Genomic DNA, 15,869 nt, shown 5'->3' with positions numbered 1-15,869 from the left:
CAACGACCATGCCAGTCTTATTCTTTCTCGATGTTCCACAGAACGACGGCCGGCGAGGGCAGGGTGCCCTTGACGTTCTTGCGAACCGCCGACGGCTGGAAGTATTCGCCCAGCGGGACGTAGAGCACCATTTCATAGGCGCGCTTCTGCACGGCCGCGGCGATCTGCTTCTGCTTCTCCGGGTCGGTTTCGCGGGCGTAGTCGTCGCGCAGCTTCTCGATGACCGGATCTTCCGTCCAGCCGAAGAAGCCGCCTTCCTTGCCCAGACCCTTCACGCCGGCATTGGCGATCGGGTTCATCATGTCGGCGGTGCCCCAGGCGGTGTGGAAGATGTGCCAGCCGCCCTGATCCACCGGATCCATCTTGGCGCGGCGGCCGACCAGCGTCTGCCAGTCCATCGACTGGACGTCGACATTCATGCCGATCGAGCGCAGCACGGGGCCGGAGACCAGCGGCAGCTGAGCGATGCTGCCCAGGTCGGTCGGCGCCATGATGACGATCTTCTCGCCCTTATAGCCGCTTTCCTTCAAAAGCTTCTTGGCGGTCTCGATGCTCGGCTTCGGAGCGCCTTCCGCGGTGTTCAGCGGAGTGGCGCAGCCGAACATGGCGGGGCAGACCTTATAATAGTCGGGATCGCCCACCTGCGCCGCCAGGTAGTCTTCCTGGTTGACCGCATGCAGGATCGCCTGGCGGACCTTCACGTTGTCCAGAGGCGGCTGCAGCCAGTTCATGCGCAGCATGTAGTTCATGCCGAGCGGCTGCAGATTGCGGATCTCGATATCCTTCTCCTTCTTCAGAGCCGGCAGCAGGTCGAAAGACGGCTGCTCCCAGATATCGACCTCGCCCTTGATCAGCGCGTTCATCGCGGTCTGCGCGTCGCTCATCGTGATCCATTCGACGCGATCGACCTTCACCACCTTGCCGCCGGCCATGTAGCTGGGCGGCTCGCTGCGCGGCTTGTAGTCGGGGTTCTTTTCGTAGACGACCTTCACGCCCGGCTGGAACTCGGCCTTGACCATGCGGTAGGGGCCGGAGCCGATTTCATCGGGCACATTCTGATTGGCGGGCGTGTCCGCCATCTTCTTCGGCATGATGAAGGGCACGTTCGAGCTGGGCTTGGCCAGCGAATCGATCACCAGGCCGTAGGGTTCCTTGAGGATGATCTGGAAGGTCTTGGCGTCGACCTCCTTCATCTCCTTGGTGTAGGCGATGAGCTTCTGGCCCATCGCATCGTTCTTGCCCCAGCGCTGCAGCGAGGCGATCACGTCGGTCGTGGTGACCGGCGCGCCGTCGTGGAACTTCAATCCGTCGCGGAGCGTGAAGGTGTAGGTCAGCTTGTCGCCGCTGACGTCGTATTTCTCGACCATCTGCGGCTGCGGCTGCATCTTCTCATCGACGCCGAACAGCGTGTCGTAGATCATGTAGCCATGATTGCGCGACATGAACGCCGTGGTGATGATCGGGTCGGTGATGCGCAGGCCCGAATGCGGAATGAAGCGCAGAACCTTCTTGTCCTGCGCTGCCGCATCGTTAATCGTGGTGATGCCAAAAGCAGCAGTGAGAGCCAGAATTGAGGCAAAGCACCCGAGGTGTCGCAGCGTACTCTTTTTCATTTAAACCCCCTGATTTGTAATTTCGTCACTGCAAAGCGTGTCCAATGCATTGCGCTTCGTCAAGCGGATTCGCTACAGCACAAATGAATACGCCTGAAGGAGCCGTTTCAGGCCATAAGGGCACGTTGGGGGAGCCATGCCATGAAGGTATTCATCGCCTGTTTGGGAACCGAGACCAACACATTCTCGCCGCTGCCGACGGGCGAGAAGGGCTTTGCCGAATGGATGCTCTATCGCGGCGATGCCACCAAGCGGCCTGAGAACCTGTTTTCGGCGCCGTTGCATGTCTGGCGCCGGGAAGCAGAGGCGCGGCAGGCCGAGGTTGCCGAAAGCCTTGCCGCATTCGCACAGCCCGCTGGAATTACGGTCCGCAAGGTCTATGAGGGCTTTCGCGACGAGATATTGCGCGACCTGAAGGCGGCCATGCCGGTGGATATCGTGCTGCTCAGCATGCATGGCGCGATGGTGGCGGATGGCTATGACGATTGCGAAGGCGATCTTCTGGCCCGGATTCGCGCCATTGTCGGGCCACAGGCCGCCGTCGGCGCCGAGCTGGACCTGCATTGTTCCATCACTGAGGCGATGCTGGCCAATGCCGATGCGCTGATCACCTTCAAGGAGTATCCCCATACCGACAGCAAGGAGCGCGCGCTGGAACTGTTCAATATCCTGCTGGCCAAGCATCAGGGCACGGCCAAGCCGGTAATGGCGGTCTTCGATACCCGCATGATCAACCTGTGGCGCACGCCGGTCGAACCGATGAAATCCTTCGTGCGCGAGATGCAGGCGGCCGAAGGCAGGGACGGCATCCTGTCGGTTTCCTTCGCTCATGGTTTCCCGATGCAGGACGTGCTGGAGGCGACGGCGAAAATGCTGGTCATCGCCGATGGCGACAAGGCCAAGGCCCAGGCGGTGGCCGAGCGTTTTGGCCGCAAGATCTGGTCGCTGCGCGAGCAGACGGCGACGCAGAATCTCAGCATTGATGCAGCGCTGGATCGCGCCACGGCGTCAGGCGCCAAGCGGCCTATGGTGCTGGCGGATGTTACCGACAACCCAGGCGGCGGCGCGCCGGGCGATTCCACCTTCATCCTGCGCCGCATCATCGAGCGCGGCATCGGCAATGCCGTCAGCGGCGTCTATTGGGATCCGATGGCGGTGCGCTTCTGCTGCGATGCGGGCGAGGGGGCCAGTCTTGATCTGCGCGTTGGCGGCAAATGCGGCCCGACCTCGGGCGATCCGCTCGATCTCAAGGTCACGGTCAAGCGCATCATCGAGAATGCGATGCAGCCGGGCCTTGGCGGCGATGTGCCAATGGGCGATTCCGTCTGGATACAGGCCGAAAATGGTGTCGACCTGGTGCTGAACAGCTACCGGACGCAGACCTTCCATCCAGGCGCTTTCGAGCAGTTCGGCATCGACGTCAAAGCCAAGGCCATCATTGTCGTGAAGTCGACACAGCATTTCCATGCCGGCTTCGCGCCGATGGCAGGCGGGATCCTCTATGTGCAGGCCCCCGGCGCCATGCGGTCCGATTACGCGGATATTCCCTTCCAGAAGGTGCGGATGCCATACTGGCCTCGCGTCCAGGATCCTTTCACCGTCTGAGCCACCCAGAGAAAAGGCCAAACGACATGTCGCAAAATCTCAGTCGCGAGCTGCGCTACAGCAAGGCAGCGGTCCGTTCCAAGCATGGCGTCGTCGCCGCCCAGAACCAGAAGGCGGCCGATATCGGCGCCGAGGTGCTGCGCGCCGGCGGCAATGCCATCGATGCCGCTGTGGCGGTGTCCTTCTCGCTTGGCGTGTTGGAACCGTGGATGAGTGGTATCGGCGGTGGTGGTTTCATGGTGGTCTACGACGCCGCCAAGAAGACCTCGCATGTCATCGATTACGGCATGATCAGCGCCTCGGGCCTCAACCCGGCCGACTACCCGCTGACCGGCGGCGTGGCTGGCGACCTGTTCGGCTGGCCCGCCGTTCTAGAGGACCGCAACATCGTCGGCTATCACTCGATCGCCATTCCCGGCGTCGTGGACGGCATGCGGCTGGCGCTGGAAACCTTCGGCACCCGCAGCTGGGCCGAGAGCCTGGCACCCGCCGTCGCGCTGGCCGAGCGCGGCATGGAGAATGACTGGTTCCTTACCCTGCATGTGGCCAATGCCGCAGCCGACCTGGCGCGTTTTCCGTCATCGAAGGCGGTGTTTCTGCCAGGCGGCATGCCGCCGGCGCCGGAATTTGAAGGCTTTCTGAAGAATGATGCGCTGCATGCCAGCTTGAAGCGCCTCGCGGCTGCCGGCGCGCGCGACTATTACGATGGCGAACTGGCCCGCAGCCTGGTGCGCGACCTGCAGGCCGGCGGCTCGAAGATTACGGCAGCCGACTTCTCCGGCTACCGCGCCCGCATGGTCGAGCCGCTGCGCTACGACTATCACGGCAAGACGCTGCTGCTGCCGCCTGGCCTCACCGCGGGGCCCAGCCTGCGCGATGCGCTGGAAGCCGCCGGTCCGAAGCTCGACCGCAAGGGTCTGACGGCGCAAAGCTATCTTGCCTATGCGGAAGGGCTGACGCAGGCGTACGAGAAGCGCCTTGCCGGCATGGGCGATGCCGATAACGGCAAGAGCTGCACCAGCCATTTCTGCGTCATCGACAAGCACGGCAACATGGCAGCGGTGACGCAGACGCTGCTGTCGGGCTTCGGCAGCCGCGTGATGCTGCCCGAAAGCGGCGTCCTGATGAATAACGGCATCATGTGGTTCGATCCGCGTCCGGGGACGCCGAACTCGATCGGCGCCGCCAAACGCCCGTTGAGCAACATGCTGCCAACCCTGGTGATGGATCAGGACAAGCCCTGGCTTGCCATCGGCGCCTCGGGCGGGCGCCGCATCATGCCGGCGGTGATGCAGCTGCTCTCCTTCCTGATCGACTACGGCATGGAGTTGGAAGCCGCCTTCCATCAGCCGCGGCTCGATGCCAGCATCATCGGCCAGCCTTTCCTCGATCCGCTGCTGCCCGAGGATGTGCGCAAGGCCGTGAAGGCGCGCTTCCCGCAGGCCGTCGAAAAGCGCCGCGATCCCCTGCCGCTCAGCTATGCCTGCCCCAGCGCAGTGCAGATCGAGAGCGACGGCAACCGCGTCGGCATGACCGAGATCGCGCAGCCCTGGGCCGGCATGGCCGGCGCTTAAAAATTCACGGCACGGCAGGGGCAAGCTGCGCTGCGGGTACCGCATGCACAACATCGCGGGCCAGCATCAGCGCCAGCAAGCCCTCGCCGAACATCTGCCGCAGCACGGGCGTCAGCAGATCGAAACCGCCCGTGTAAGCGCCGAAGGCCGGCAGGATCAGCCGCCGGCCATCGGTCGCGAAACACGGCCGCGACACCTTGCGGCCATGCATCCGTACCGTCGCCTTCGGGTGCCAGTGTCCGGCCACTTCGCCGCTGATAAAATCAGGCTGCGGCTCGTGGCGGAAGACCAGCGGGCCGCAGCGCCATTGTGCAATGCTGCTGCCGAAGGGCACGGCGCCAGCTTCATGATTGCCGGCAATCCAGATCCAGTCGCGGTCCTTTGCGAGCTGCAGCAGCAGGGCGCGGTCGTCGCCGGGCATGCGCTGGGCCGCCTGTTTGTCGTGGAAAGCATCGCCCAGTGAAATGACCCGCGCTGGCCTGTGCCGCTCGATGGCAAGGCGCAGGCGCTCCAGGGTTGCGCGCGTATCATAGGGCGGCAGCGGCCTGCCGCGGCGCGCAAAGCTGCTGCCCTTTTCCAGATGCAGGTCGGCAACGACGAGGGTCCGTTCGGCCGGCCACCACAGGCTGCCATCGGGTTCTGCATGCAGACGCGCGCCATTCAGATCGAAGGTGACGCTCACGCCACGCTCCGCGCCGAGCAGGGTGGGATCTGCATCGCTTCATCAATCAGCGCCTCGGCTGCGGCCTGGGCCAGCAAGGCATCCTCGGCGCTGCTCGGCACGCGCTCGCCGCCGATCTCAAGCAGCAGCGGCACTGCCAGCGGCGAGACGCGGTCGAGCGCGCGATGATCGATCCGGCTTTCCACCGCGGCCAGCAGATCGGACAGACGCCGCGCATCCACCAGACCGCCAGCGGCGTCGGCCCAGGTTGCCTGCAGAAGGATATGGTCGGGCTGATACCTGCGCAGCACGTCGTAGATCGTGTCCGAGCTGAAGGTAACCTGTCGCCCGGTCTTCTCCTGGCCGGGATGGCGCCGCTCGATCAGCCCGGCGATCACGGCGACATTGCGAAAAGTGCGCTTGAGCAGCGCGGATTCCGCCATCCAGGCTTCCAGATCGTCACCCATCATGTCCGGATGAAACAGCGCCGGGATTTTTTCCGCCGGCTTCAGCGACCAGATTGCCAGCGCATAATCGGTAGCGACAAAGCCGAGCGGCTGATGGCCGAAACGCTCCATCCGGCGGGTCAGCAGCATGCCCAACGTCTGATGCGCGTTGCGGCCGGAAAAGCCATAGGCGACGAGGAAATGCCGCTTGCCGCGCGGAAAGGTCTCGACCAGCAGGTTGTCGCGGCGCGGCAGGGCCGAACGACGGTGCTGCGCCTGCAGCCAGGTCCGCACATCCGGCGGCAGGCCGTTCCAGTTCCGCCGGTTCTGCAGCAGGGCGCGTACGCGGTCGGCCAGGATGCTGGACAACGGCAGCTTGCCACCATTGTAAGCCGGAATCTTCGGCTCGGTTCCGGCTGCCGCCGTGCAGATGACCTGCATGTCGCGGATGCCTTCAAAGCGCAGCAGCCGCCCGGCGAAGATAAAGGTATCGCCAGGCTGCAGACCCTGGACGAACCACTCTTCCACCTGACCCAGGCGTACCTGGCCCAGACGCGCGCCCCGCTTCATGCGAACCGACAGCATCGGCGCCTCCACGATGGTGCCGACATTCATGCGATACAGCCGCAGCACCGCTGGCGTTGTGATCTGCCACAGCCCGTCTTGACGTGGGCGCAGGCGCTGATAGCGCTCATAAGCCCGCAGCGTATAGCCGCCGGTGGCGACATAATCGAACACGGCATCGAAACTGGCGCGGTCCAGCTTTGCATAGGGCTGTGCCGTGATCACCTCCGCATACAGCTTGCCGGGATCAAGCGGTGCCGAACAGGCGCAGCCCAGCACATGCTGAGCCAGCACGTCGAGTGCGCCGGGACGATCAGGCGTGCCATCCAGTGCTCCGGCTGCAGCCGCAGCGATGGCGGCGCGGCATTCCAGCAATTCAAACCTGTTGCCCGGCACCAGGATTGCACGGCTTGGGCAATCGAGCCGGTGATTGGCGCGGCCAACCCTTTGCAGCAACCGTGAAATGCCTTTCGGCGCACCCATCTGCACCACCAGATCCACTGCGCCCCAGTCGATGCCAAGATCGAGCGAAGCCGTCGCAATGACGGCGCGCAGGCGGCCTGCGGCCATTGCGGCTTCGACCTTGCGGCGCTGATCGGCCGCCAGGCTGCCGTGGTGCAGCGCGATGGCCAGATTGTCGTCATTGATGCGCCACAACTCGCGGAAAGCCAGTTCGGCCTGCGCCCTGGTATTGACGAAGACGATCGCCGTTCGCGCTCTGCGGATCGCGGCATAGATGTCCGGGATCGCGTGCATTGCCATATGACCGGCCCAGGGCACGCGCGCACCGGGCAGCAGGATGTCGATCTGCGGCGCAATGCCGGGATCGCCACGAATGATCTTAACGGTTTCCGTCATCCCGGACCCAAGCCAGGCGGCAAGCCGCTCGGGTTCGGCAACGGTGGCCGACAAGCCTACCCGCCGGGCCTCGGGCGCAAGATGCGCCAGACGCGCCAGGCCCAGGCTCAGCAGATCGCCGCGCTTGGTGCCGGTCAGCGAATGCACCTCATCGATGATCACGCAGCGCAGGTGGCGAAACTGCCGGTCTGCATCCGGATAGGACAGCATCAGGGCCAGGCTTTCCGGCGTGGTCATCAGGATATGCGGCGGCTTGCTGCGCTGGCGCTGGCGTTTCGATTGCGGCGTATCGCCGGTGCGGGTTTCGGCGCGGATCGGCAAGTCCGCTTCGGCAATCGGCGTGTCCACGTTGCGATGAACATCGACGGCCAGCGCCTTCAGCGGCGAGATGTAGATCGTATGCAGTCCCCGGGCAGGCTGCAGCGTCAATTCGGTCAGGCTGGGCAGGAAACCGGCCAGGGTCTTGCCGCCACCGGTCGGCGCGATCAGCAGGGCGGAACGGCCTTTCCGGGCGGCTTGTAGCATGGCGCGCTGATGCGGATGCAATTGCCAGCCACGCGCCGCAAACCAGGCCGCAAGCGGCGCGGGAAGCTGCGCTGGGGCTGATGAACGCGCCATGCCAGCGATATAGGTCTGAATCGCGGCGCGTCACTACCGGCCGGTGGAGCAGGGACGGAATGGATGGAACGCTGCCGCGCCCTATATCTTTGCCACAGATGCACGCACCCCATCCCGAAACCTGGCTGAAGACCACGCCGCGCGGCCTCTATGTCGAGCCCGGCGATTTCTACATCGACCCGACGGCGCCATCGGATCGCGCCGTTATCACCCATGGCCACAGCGACCATGCCCGCGGTGGCCACCGCCACGTGCTGGCAACAGCGCAGACCTTGTCGATCATGCGGCTCCGCATGGGGGATGAGGCAGGCCGTCAGCAGCAGGCGCTTCAATACGGCGAGAGCCTGACGATCAAGGATGTGACCTTACGGCTGATCCCGGCAGGCCACGTGCTCGGCTCCGCCCAGGTGGTGCTGGAGTATCGCGGCAGCCGTGCCGTGGTGTCCGGCGACTATAAGCGCCGCCGCGATCCGACTTGCCCGCCCTTCGACGTGCAGAGCTGCGATGTCTTTGTTACCGAGGCGACCTTCGCCTTGCCCATCTTCAAACATCCCGATGACAAGGACGAGATCGCCAAGCTGCTGCAATCCGTCCAGCTTTTCCCGGAACGCGCGCATCTGGTCGGCGTCTATGCGCTGGGCAAGGCGCAGCGTGTGATCATGCTGCTGCGCGAGGCAGGCTACGACGCGCCGATCTGGCTGCATGGCGCACTGGTCGGCCTGTGCGAGCTCTACCGCAGTTCCGGCCTCGATCTCGGCGAATTTCGGCATGTCGGCGACATGCCCAAATCCGGACTGGTCGGCCAGATCGTACTGGCACCGCCATCGGCCATCGAAGACCGCTGGTCGCGCCGCCTGCCAGATGCAGTCAATTGCGCCGCCTCCGGCTGGCTGCGGGTCAAGCAGCGCGCCAAGCAGCGCGGCCTGGAATTGCCGTTGGTGATTTCCGATCACGCGGACTGGGACGAGTTGAACGCGACGCTCGATGAGGTCGGCGCGCCGGAGGTCTGGGTCACCCATGGGCGCGAGGAGGCACTGATCCATGCCGCCAGCCAGCGCGGCATCCGCACCCGGGCGTTGTCGCTCATCGGTTTCGAGGACGAGGATCCGGTGTGAAGCCGTTTTCCGCATTGCTGGAGAGCCTGATCTTCACGCCTGGCCGCAATGCCAAGCTGGCGCATCTGCGCGACTACTTCGCCCATACGCCGGATCCTGATCGCGGCTGGGCACTGGCGGCTTTGACCGGCGCGCTGAACATCGCCGCGATCAAGCCGGCGGCAGTCCGTCAACTGGCTGAAAGCCGCAGCGATCCGGTGCTGTTTCGCTGGTCTTATGATTTCGTCGGCGATCTGGCCGAGACGGTCGCCCTGATCTGGCCTGAGCATCACGATGATGCGCATGTGGCGCCTGCTCTGTCGGAAGTGATCGAACGCGCGCGGATTGCCGGGCGCAGCGAGGCGCAAGGATTGCTCGGCGATTGGCTCGATCGTCTGGACGCCACCGGCCGCTGGGCTCTGATCAAATTGTTCACCGGCTCCCTGCGGGTCGGCGTGTCCGAGCGCCTGGTGAAAACGGCTTTGGCCGAGTTCGGCCAGGTTTCCATCGATGAGGTCGAAGAAGTCTGGCCCGGCCTGCAGCCGCCCTATCGCGAGCTTTTTGCCTGGCTGCAGCATGGCAGGGCGCGGCCACAGGTCGATCATCTGGCCGCTTTCCGGCCGTTGATGCTGGCGCAGGCGGTGGACGAGGCTGATCTGCGGAAGCTCAAGCCAGAGGATTTTTGCGCCGAATGGAAATGGGACGGCATCCGTGTGCAGGTGCTGGGCGGGGCGCGGCAGACACGCATCTTTTCGCGCGGCGGCGAAGAGATCAGCGCCGCCTTCCCGGAGATCGGCGATCTGCAGGGGCTTGATGCGGTTCTCGACGGCGAACTGCTGGTGCGCATCGGCGATCAGCATGGCAGCTTCAACGAGTTGCAGCAGCGCCTGAACCGCAAGACGGTCTCTGCTGCGCAGTTGAAGCAGCGTCCCGCTTTCGTGCGCCTTTACGACATTCTGTTCGAAGGCGACGAGGATCTGCGCAGCCTCTCCTTCGAGGAACGGCGGGCCCGGCTGGAGGACTGGTATCGCCGCCGCGTGCTGCATATGCCGTTGCTGGAGCGCTTCGATCTCTCGGTGCAGCTTCCGTTCAAGAGCTGGGAGGAGCTGGAGAAGGCGCGCCAACTGGCGGCCTCGGTGAATGCCGAGGGCCTGATGCTCAAGCGGCGCGACAGCCCCTATGTGGCGGGCAGGCCGAAAGGGCTGTGGTTCAAATGGAAGCGCGCGCCCGATACGGTGGATGCCGTGCTGCTCTATGCGCAGCGCGGCAGCGGCAAACGCTCGTCCTTCTATTCGGATTTCACCTTCGGCTGCTGGCGCGATGATGCGGCGGGCAATGCCGAGCTGGTCCCGGTCGGCAAAGCCTATTTCGGCTTCACCGACGAGGAATTGCAGCAGCTCGACCGCTGGGTGCGCAGCCACACCGTCGAACGCTTCGGCCCGGTGCGCCGCGTCGAGCCAGCCCTGGTGCTGGAAATCGCCTATGAGGGCCTGCGCCGCTCCAGCCGGCACAAATCCGGCGTGGCCATGCGGTTTCCCCGGATCGCCCGCATCCGCTGGGACAAGCCGGCCTCTGAGGCCGACCGGCTGGACAGCTTAATGAGCAGAATCAAGGACTAAGCCGCCGGGTTGCCTTAACAGGGCGGGGGCCGTATATCCCAGCCCCGACAGGAGTCTCCCCATATGGCCCGTATTCGTCTGGAAGGATTTGCGTTTCTGGCGGCGTTCATCGCCTGCGTCCCGCTGGCCAACTGGCTGATCGGGAATGTCGGCACCATCTGCGTGCCGCAGGGGCCATGTCTCATCCCCGTCGCGCCCGGCTTCAATGGTCAGGCCGTGACCGCGCCGAGCGGCGTGCTGATCATCGGCCTGGCGCTGGTGCTGCGCGATCTGGTGCAGCGCCGCCTCGGCAAGCTGTGGACCTTGGGGGCGATCCTGGCCGGCGCGGCCTTGTCGGGGCTCGTGGCTGCGCCGTCCTTGGTGGTGGCTTCGGCTGCGGCCTTCCTGCTGTCCGAACTGGCCGACTTTGCCGTCTACACGCCGCTGCAAAAGCGCGGCCTGATCCGCGCCGTGCTGCTGTCCAGCCTGGTGGGCCTTTGCGTCGACTCCGTGGTGTTTTTGTATCTGGCCTTCGGCAGCCTCGACTATCTGGCCGGCCAGATCATCGGCAAGGCCTGGATGGTGCTGTTCAGCATTCCGATCATCCGCCTGCTGCGCGACCGCGATGCGCGGCTTGGGATTGCCGCCGCCTGATCGCTGCTGAAAAGAAATGCCCGGCGCAAGGCCGGGCATGACATCTACGCCGTCTTCATCTTCCGGATCGCTTCGATCCAGTAATCCGGATCCTCATACTGCGTCGGGTCCGGCGCGCCGGCGAGATGGAAGGCTTCGCGGCGCTCGACGCAGGTGCCGCAGCGGCCGCAATGCTTCTCGCCGCCCTTGTAGCAGCTCCAGGTCAGTTCATAAGGCACGCCAAGCCGCAGGCCCTCGCGCACGATCCCGGCCTTGTCGGTGCCGATAAACGGCGCGTAAAGCTCGACTTCCCACATGCCTTCCAGCGCGCATGCCTGCATCGCGCGGAAGGCATCGACAAAGGCGGGGCGGCAATCGGGATAGATGAAATGGTCGCCGCCATGCACGGCGATGCCGACCGCATCGGCTTTCGCGCCGGCAGCAATGCCGAAGGCAATGCTGAGCAGGATGGCGTTGCGGTTCGGCACCACGGTCGCCTTCATGTTGTCTTCGGCGTAATGCCCGTCCGGCACCGGCTCGGCGCCGCCGCTGATCAGCGCCGAGCTTGAGAGGAACCGCCCCAGCCCGGCGATGTTGATCACGTCATGCCGCGTTTCCAGCCGCTCGGCGATCAGCGCGGCATGTTCCAGTTCGCGCCGGTGGCGCTGGCCGTAATCGAAGGAGACCAGACGATCCAGCTGCCGCTCCGCCGCCACCTTGTAGGCCAAGGTGGCGGAATCGATGCCGCCGGAGCAGAGAACGACGGTACGCATCATGCGGCCTGCGGCGCGGCGGCCGGCTGCTGGCGCCGGCGACGCCATTGCAGCAGCATCACCAGACCGAGCAAGGCGAAGGCCGGCACATAGACCCAGTGCTTGCTGGGCCGGTCAGCCGGCAGCAGCACGTGCTCGATGGTGAAGCCCTGCTCCAGACCGACACGGCGCGCCGCCGAGCCGAACTGGACCGAGCCGATCTGCACCTGGTTGCCCAGCGCCGTGACCATCAGACCGGCGTCGTTCAGGCGCTTGCGGCCATCGCCCGGCTTGCCAACCGGCAGGCTGATGGTCTTGGTCACATCGTCGCCTTCCAGGGTGACGCCGCTGACGACCAGCAGCAGGCGGCCATCCTCGGGCAGCTTGCCGGCGATATCAAAGACCTGCGACGCAGGCGCCTCCTTGTAGGGTTCGTAGAGCTGATCCCAGAACAGGCCGGGGCGGAACAGCGCCAGGCAGACCAGCAGCAGCACGACCGTTTCCCAGATTTTGCTCTTGGTCAGGAACCAGCCCATGGTGGCGGCCGAGAAGACCAGGATGGCAATGGTGGAGACGCCGATCACCAGGAGGGCTTCCATGGTGTTGTCGATGTCGATCATCAGCAATTGCGGATTGAAGATGAAGACAAAGGGCAGGATCGCCGTGCGCATCGAGTACAGCGTGCCCTGCAGGCCCGTCTTGATCGGATCCTCGCCCGAGATCGCGGCAGCGGCAAAGGAGGCCAGGCCCACCGGCGGCGTCACGTCGGCCATGATGCCGAAATAGAAGACGAAGAGATGGACGGCGATCAGCGGGATCGGGATGCCCGCCTGAGCGCCGAGCTCGACGATTACCGGCGCCATCAGGGTGGCGACCAGGATGTAGTTTGCCGTGGTCGGGATGCCCATGCCGAGGATCAGGCAGATGAAGGCCGTCAGCAGCAGCATGATGATGATGTTGCCGCCGGAGACGAACTCGACGAAGTCGGTCATCATCAGGCCCATGCCGGTCAGCGTCACGGTGCCCACGATGATGCCGGCTGTTGCGGTCGCGATGCCAATGCCGATCATGTTGCGGGCGCCGAGATTGAAGCCGTCGATCAGATCGGCCACACCCTGGCGGAATGCCGCAGCGAGGCCGCCGCTGTTACGGAACAGCGCGATGATCGGCCGCTGCGTCACCACGATGCCGATGATCGTGGCGGTCGCCCAGAAGGCGGAAAGGCCAGGCGACAATTCCTCGATCATCAAGCACCAAAGCAATACGATGATCGGCAGAATGAATTGCAGGCCGGTGCGCGCCACGCTCCAGGCTTCCGGCACTTTGATGTCTGGATTGTTGGCGTCGTCCAATTCCAGGTCGGGGAACTTCGTCGCATACCAAAGCGTTAGCAGATAGACAGCAAGGCCGCCGAGCGCGACCAGCCAGGGCGCGGCATCGCCGAAGGCGGCCTGAATGCCGAGCACGGCATAATACAGGACGCAGAGCACGACGATGGTGCCGGCCCAGCCCAATGCCTGGCGCAGCCAGAATTCGCGGCGCGGACGCTTCACGGCGCGCTCCAGCGGCTTGGAGCCGATTTTCACGGCTTCCAGATCGACGATGTAGAACAGCGCGATGTAGGAAATCACCGCCGGCAGGAAGGCGTGCTTGACGATCTCGGAATAGGGCAGGCCGACATATTCCGTCATCAGGAAGGCGGCGGCACCCATCACCGGGGGCATGATCTGGCCGTTGACGGAGGAGGCGGTCTCAATCGCGCCGGCCTTGATGCCGGAAAGGCCGGTGCGCTTCATCATCGGGATGGTGAAGATGCCGCCGGAGACGACGTTGGAAACCGACGAGCCGGACACCACGCCATTCAGGGCTGAGGACACCACGGCCACCTTGGCGGGGCCACCGCGCAGATGGCCGAGCAGGGCGACCGAAATCTGCATCATCCAGTTGCCGCCACCGGCTTTCTCCAGCAGCGAGCCGAACAGCACGAAGAGGAAGACGAAGCTGGTGGAGACGCCAAGCGCCACGCCGAAGACGCCTTCGGTGGTCAGCCACTGATGTTGCAGGAATTTGTAGACCGACGCGCCCTTGTGCTGGATCACGTCCGGCATGTAGGGGCCGGCGAAGGTAAACACGATGAAGACCGCAGCCACGACCACCATCGGCGGGCCAAGCGTGCGGCGGGTCGCTTCGAGCAGCAGCACGAGGCCGACACCGGCAGTGACAAGGTCATACCAGGTCGGGGTGCCGGGCCGCTGCGACAGCGCGACGTAGAAAAGATACAGGTACGAAGCGGCAAAGGCACCGGCGAGCGCCAGAATCCAGTCGATCAGCGGGATATAGCTGCGCGGCGACTTGCGGAAGGCCGGATAGCAGGTGAAGGCGAGAAAGACCGCGAAGCCGAGATGGATCGCGCGGGCCTGGGTGTCGTTCAGGATGAAGACGCCGAGCATGAACGGCAGCGGCGAGGCATACCAGACCTGGAAGGTGGACCAGGCGACGGCGACGGTCAGGATGATTTTGGCCACCAGGCCTTTTGGGTCGCGGCCGCCGAGATCGGCTTCGGCGACAAGTTCCTGCAATTCCTGTTCGGTGGCTGGCCGTGGCTTGGCTTCGGTCATGGTCGATCCCCCGTCCGTTACTGGCATCTGCTCAACAAAAAAGCCGGCCCGCAGTTACGCGGGCCGGCTTCCCCGGATGTGAAAAATTACATCCAACCCTTTTCCTTGTAGTACTTCACGGCACCGTCATGCAGCGGCGCCGAGAGGCCGTCCTTGATCATCTTCTTCGGATCAAGGTTGGCGAAAGCCGGATGCAGCTTCTTGAATTCGTCGAAATTCTCGAAGGTGGCCTTCACCAGCTGATAGACGGTCTCGGTGTCGACCTTGGCCGAGGTGACCAGGGTCGCCAGCACGCCGTAGGTGTTGGTCGGCTGCGGGTTGTTGTTGTACAGGCCGCCCGGGATGGTGGCCTTGGCGAAGTAGGGATGCTCCGCAACCAGCTTGTCGACAGCCGGGCCCTCGATGGAGACCAGCTTGGCGCCGCAGGTGGTGGTCGGATCCTGGATGTTGGCCGAAGGATGGCCGACGCCGTAGAAGAAGCCATCGATCTTGTTGTCGCACAGCGCCGGGCCGTGCTCGTCGGCCTTCAGCTCGGAGGCGAGCGAGAAGTCAGACAGCTTCCAGCCGAGCGCGCCGAGCAGCTCTTCCAGCGAGGCACGGGTGCCCGAGCCGGGGTTGCCGACGTTGAAGCGCTTGCCCTTCAGATCCTCGAACTTGGTGGCGTTGATTTCCTTGCGGGCCAGCACGGTGAACGGCTCGGGATGGATCGAGTAGACCGAGCGCAGATCGGCGAACGGGCCGGCATCCTTGAACGCGCCGACGCCCTTCAGGCCGTTGAAATGCACGTCCGACTGAGCCATGCCGAAGTCGAGCTCGCCGGCGCGGATCGTGTTGACGTTGTAGGCCGAACCGCCGGTCGACTCGACCGAGCAGCGGATGCCGTGCGACTTGCGGTCCTTGTTCAGCAGACGGCAGATGGCGCCGCCGGCCGCGTAATAGACGCCGGTCACGCCGCCGGTGCCGATGGTGATGAACTTCTGCTGTGCCATGCCGGTGCCGGGCAGGGCGGCCAACAGGGCCGCGCCGAGGATACCCCCGAACAGGCGCTTGGCTGTAAACTGCGTCATTATTTTCTCCTCCGTGATTGCTTGCGGTAGCCGTCGATGGCGAGCCGCCTGACGACCAGACCGGGACATGCCCAGTTCAAAGACTATGGCCGGACCCACGCGCCCCCTGTGATAGCGGAAAGCCTAAGCCACCCACCATGCGTATCGGTGCCTGTCCCATAACCTACT

Annotated in this window: 11 protein-coding genes; 5 read left to right on the top strand and 6 right to left on the bottom strand. The window is 64.4% G+C overall.

The window, feature by feature from the left end; translation table 11 throughout:
* Positions 1 to 17: 17 nt before the first annotated feature.
* Entirely contained in the window at positions 18 to 1,613 is a 1,596-nt protein-coding gene (locus Q0603_RS03485) for an ABC transporter substrate-binding protein (RefSeq protein ID WP_298722105.1), read from the bottom strand.
* Between the two features lie 141 nt (positions 1,614 to 1,754).
* On the opposite strand from Q0603_RS03485, the gene Q0603_RS03480 reads away from it, so the two are divergent.
* Together Q0603_RS03480 and Q0603_RS03475 are read left to right on the top strand one after the other, a co-directional pair.
* Positions 1,755 to 3,218 (top strand): M81 family metallopeptidase, encoded by a 1,464-nt coding sequence (locus Q0603_RS03480; RefSeq protein WP_298722102.1) that lies wholly within the window; start codon positions 1,755 to 1,757, stop codon positions 3,216 to 3,218.
* 26 nt (positions 3,219 to 3,244) lie between these two features.
* Positions 3,245 to 4,792 (top strand): gamma-glutamyltransferase, encoded by a 1,548-nt coding sequence (locus Q0603_RS03475; protein ID WP_298722099.1) that lies wholly within the window; start codon positions 3,245 to 3,247, stop codon positions 4,790 to 4,792.
* Between the two features lie 4 nt (positions 4,793 to 4,796).
* On the opposite strand, the gene pdeM is transcribed toward Q0603_RS03475, so the two are convergent.
* The gene (gene pdeM, locus Q0603_RS03470) at positions 4,797 to 5,474 is read right to left on the bottom strand and encodes a ligase-associated DNA damage response endonuclease PdeM (RefSeq protein WP_298722096.1); all 678 of its coding nucleotides are present in this window, start codon (positions 5,472 to 5,474) and stop codon (positions 4,797 to 4,799) included.
* The gene (locus Q0603_RS03465) at positions 5,471 to 7,939 is read right to left on the bottom strand and encodes a ligase-associated DNA damage response DEXH box helicase (protein ID WP_298722093.1); all 2,469 of its coding nucleotides are present in this window, start codon (positions 7,937 to 7,939) and stop codon (positions 5,471 to 5,473) included. Before Q0603_RS03465 ends, pdeM begins: the two co-directional genes overlap by 4 nt.
* Positions 7,940 to 8,037: 98 nt before the next feature.
* Here Q0603_RS03465 and Q0603_RS03460 point away from each other — a divergent pair, with 98 nt between their 5' ends.
* From Q0603_RS03460 to Q0603_RS03450, 3 genes are all read left to right on the top strand, one after another.
* Positions 8,038 to 9,054: a ligase-associated DNA damage response exonuclease gene (locus Q0603_RS03460; RefSeq protein ID WP_298722091.1), complete on the top strand. Its 1,017-nt coding sequence runs from the start codon at positions 8,038 to 8,040 to the stop codon at positions 9,052 to 9,054.
* Positions 9,051 to 10,652 (top strand): cisplatin damage response ATP-dependent DNA ligase, encoded by a 1,602-nt coding sequence (locus Q0603_RS03455; protein ID WP_298722088.1) that lies wholly within the window; start codon positions 9,051 to 9,053, stop codon positions 10,650 to 10,652. The genes Q0603_RS03460 and Q0603_RS03455 overlap by 4 nt, the downstream gene beginning before the upstream one ends.
* 63 nt (positions 10,653 to 10,715) lie before the next feature.
* Positions 10,716 to 11,285 (top strand): VUT family protein, encoded by a 570-nt coding sequence (locus Q0603_RS03450; protein WP_298722085.1) that lies wholly within the window; start codon positions 10,716 to 10,718, stop codon positions 11,283 to 11,285.
* Positions 11,286 to 11,329: 44 nt separating this feature from the next.
* Here the strand turns inward: Q0603_RS03450 and queC are convergent, their stop codons facing one another.
* The 3 genes from queC to Q0603_RS03435 form a co-directional block, all read right to left on the bottom strand.
* Entirely contained in the window at positions 11,330 to 12,040 is a 711-nt protein-coding gene (gene queC, locus Q0603_RS03445; protein WP_298722082.1) for a 7-cyano-7-deazaguanine synthase QueC, read from the bottom strand.
* Positions 12,037 to 14,634, bottom strand: a complete 2,598-nt coding sequence (locus Q0603_RS03440) for a TRAP transporter permease (protein ID WP_298722079.1) — start codon at positions 14,632 to 14,634, stop codon at positions 12,037 to 12,039. Before Q0603_RS03440 ends, queC begins: the two co-directional genes overlap by 4 nt.
* 86 nt (positions 14,635 to 14,720) lie before the next feature.
* On the bottom strand, positions 14,721 to 15,701 hold the full coding sequence (locus tag Q0603_RS03435) for a TAXI family TRAP transporter solute-binding subunit (protein WP_298722076.1): 981 nt from the start codon (positions 15,699 to 15,701) through the stop codon (positions 14,721 to 14,723).
* Positions 15,702 to 15,869 lie beyond the last annotated feature (168 nt).

Origin of the sequence: uncultured Ferrovibrio sp., assembly GCF_937960835.1 — a bacterium.
Classification (GTDB): Bacteria; Pseudomonadota; Alphaproteobacteria; order Ferrovibrionales; family Ferrovibrionaceae; genus Ferrovibrio.
This window is presented reverse-complemented; position numbering and strand designations above follow the sequence as displayed.